The organism is Microbacterium sp., from assembly GCF_035277845.1.
In the GTDB taxonomy this organism is placed as follows: Bacteria; Actinomycetota; Actinomycetes; order Actinomycetales; family Microbacteriaceae; genus Microbacterium.
Map to the genome: position 1 here is coordinate 1 of NZ_DATEJS010000136.1, position 2,485 is coordinate 2,485.

3 protein-coding genes and 1 pseudogene are annotated in these 2,485 nt (G+C 65.4%); 2 read left to right on the plus strand and 2 right to left on the minus strand.

All coding sequences use genetic code 11. The features are described 5' to 3' along the window. Positions 1 to 435, plus strand: a 435-nt coding sequence (locus tag VJR25_RS05815) for a DDE-type integrase/transposase/recombinase (protein ID WP_324113480.1), incomplete at its 5' end; no start/stop codon positions are given. Positions 436 to 841: 406 nt separating this feature from the next. Here the strand turns inward: VJR25_RS05815 and VJR25_RS05820 are convergent. Continuing rightward, positions 842 to 1,023, minus strand: a pseudogene (locus VJR25_RS05820) (hypothetical protein); the annotation flags it as partial. A 54-nt stretch (positions 1,024 to 1,077) separates the two neighbouring features. Next, entirely contained in the window at positions 1,078 to 1,689 is a 612-nt protein-coding gene (locus tag VJR25_RS05825) for a TetR/AcrR family transcriptional regulator (RefSeq protein WP_324113482.1), read from the minus strand. A gap of 135 nt (positions 1,690 to 1,824) precedes the next feature. On the opposite strand from VJR25_RS05825, the gene VJR25_RS05830 reads away from it, so the two are divergent. Continuing rightward, a partial coding sequence (locus tag VJR25_RS05830) for a beta-ketoacyl synthase N-terminal-like domain-containing protein (RefSeq protein ID WP_324113485.1) occupies positions 1,825 to 2,485 on the plus strand: 661 nt, incomplete at its 3' end.

A 2,485-nucleotide genomic window follows, 5' to 3' on the forward strand; every position in this document is an offset into this window, starting at 1 on the left:
ATCAAAGACGTGCACTCGAACCGGATCGTCGGCTACTCGATCGACAGCCGGATGAAGTCTCGCCTCGCCGTCACGGCGTTGCGCAACGCGGTCGCGATGCGTGGTGATGTCGCCGGCTGCGTGGTCCACAGCGATAGGGGCAGCCAATTCCGGAGCCGGAAATTCGTCCGCGAACTCCGCCACCACCGGATGGTCGGATCGATGGGCAGAGTCGCGTCCTGCGGCGACAACGCGGCGATGGAATCGTTCTTTGCCCTGCTGCAGAAGAACGTCCTCAACCGACGCACCTGGACGACCCGCGAGGAGCTGCGGATCGCGATCGTGACCTGGATCGAGCGGACCTACCATCGCCGCCGCCGACAGAGCCGACTGGGCCGTTTGACGCCGGTCGAGTTCGAGACCATCATGAACCAGAACCTGGCCCTCGCGGCCTAACCGAAACAGTCACCTATCCGTGCAGCAGTCCCAGAGGGCAGCGTGATCACCACCAGCACCGGCGAAGTCCTCGGCGAATACACCCTCGACCCCACCCACAGCTACCAACGCAAAAACGGTTGTACCCCCGGAAACCGGGGGTTCAACCGTTCACGATGTCCTGAGACATCACATGGCGGAGACGGAGGGATTTGAACCCTGAAACGGATCGGCGCAGTGAGATGTGGTCGCTTGAGTTGCCTTGATTTCACGCGGATTCGTGTGCCGTCAGGATCGAGGTCGATCACGTTCAGTTGCGTTCGGCGCGCTCGAATTCGATTCGTTCTTTCCCGAATCCCGTCGCGACGGGGCCAGAGTGCCCGGCAGAACCCCATTCACTCGCTTTGGAATGGGCCAGTGGCGGCGGTCACTTCATGACGCGGTAGCCGCGGGCCTCGTCGTAGCCGTGGATCTCGCGGGTGTCGAGCGCGGCCATGAACTCGACCACCTCGGGCGAGATGACTGTCCGGGGACGAGCACTGGGAATCCGGGCGCGTACGGAGTCACGAACCCGGCCGACACGGGGGCTTCACCGCGCGCGAGCCGTTTCGCTCTACATCACCAGTGGCGAGGTGTATGGGCCGGACGCCGACCGATGAGCGGTCAGGGGTGCGTCTGAAGCCCGTCGAAGGTCGCGAGGAGGACATCATCGGCGAGCTCTGCCGCATCGACCGGCCCATCAGGGCGATACCACTCGACGAGTGAATTGATCATGCCGAAGATGAGTCGGGTGGCCACCGACGCGTCGATCTCCTTGCGGAGCATCCCCTCCTCTTGGGCCGCAGCGACGATCATCGCGACCCTTTGGTCGAACGCACGGCGTCGCTGCAGGGCCGCCAGCTCCACCTCGCTGTTGCCACGAACCCGCAGAAGGAGCATTACCTGCGGGAGACGTGCAGTCAAGACACCGACGGCGCTGTGCACGAATTGGCGCAGTTGCGCGGAAGCCGAGCCGTTGTCCCTGACCGCCGAGTCCAGAGCGCTCTCGAGACCACTCAAGGCGTCGTCGAGCGCAAGCTCCAAGATCGATGCCTTCGACTCGAAGTGGTGGTATAGCGCCGACTTCGCGAAGCCGAGGGATGCCGCAATATCCGAGACGGACGTCGCGTCGTAGCCCTGTTGGTTGAAGATCCGCACCGCCGCTTCCAGTACCTGCTGACGGTCATAACCGGGGCGTCCGCGGCGGTTTCGTGAAGTGGAAGCAGCGGCGGTCATGCATCCCAGTCTTGCACCGAACCTATGACGTTCCTGGCGGTTCCGTCATGGATTTGACACGGCGACCGAATTACTGAACGATCGGTCTGTAATAACTCGGAGCTCGCGACGCCGCGGGCCCAGGGAAGGATGACGATGTCCGAGGCATATCTCGTCGGTGGTGTCCGCACTCCGGTCGGACGGTACGGCGGTGCCCTCTCGTCGGTTCGTCCCGACGACCTCGCCGCGCTCGTCGTCGGTGAGGCGCTCGCCCGCTCCGGCGCCCCCGCATCGGCGGTTGACGAGGTGATCCTCGGTGCAGCGAACCAGGCCGGCGAGGACAACCGCAACGTTGCACGGATGGCCGTTCTCCTGGCCGGGCTTCCCGACGAGGTCCCGGGGCTCACCGTCAATCGGCTGTGCGCATCGGGGATGTCCGCCGTGACTCTCGCTGCGCAGGCCATCCGCGCCGGGGACGCAGACCTCATGATCGCCGGCGGAGTGGAGTCGATGACCCGCGCCCCCTGGGTGCAGGCGAAGCCCGCCCGTCCCTGGGCCAAGCCCGGCGAATCGTTCGACACATCGATCGGGTGGCGGTTCGCGAACCCGCGGCTTGCAGCGCGAGACAAAGCCACGTTCTCGATGCCGGAGACCGCGGAGGAGGTCGCTCGCGTCGACGGCGTCACGCGCGAGGATGCCGACGCCTTCGCCCTCGGCAGTCACGAGCGGGCGATCGCTGCGATCGACGCGGGCCGCTTCGCCGACGAGATCGTGGCCGTCACGACCGCACGCGGCGAGGTCGCGGTCGATGAGGGCC

Coding starts and splice junctions, on each gene's coding strand:
- VJR25_RS05825 (WP_324113482.1), bottom strand. CDS start 1,689: ATGACCGCCGCTGCTTCCACTTCACGAAACCGCCGCGGACGCCCCGGT.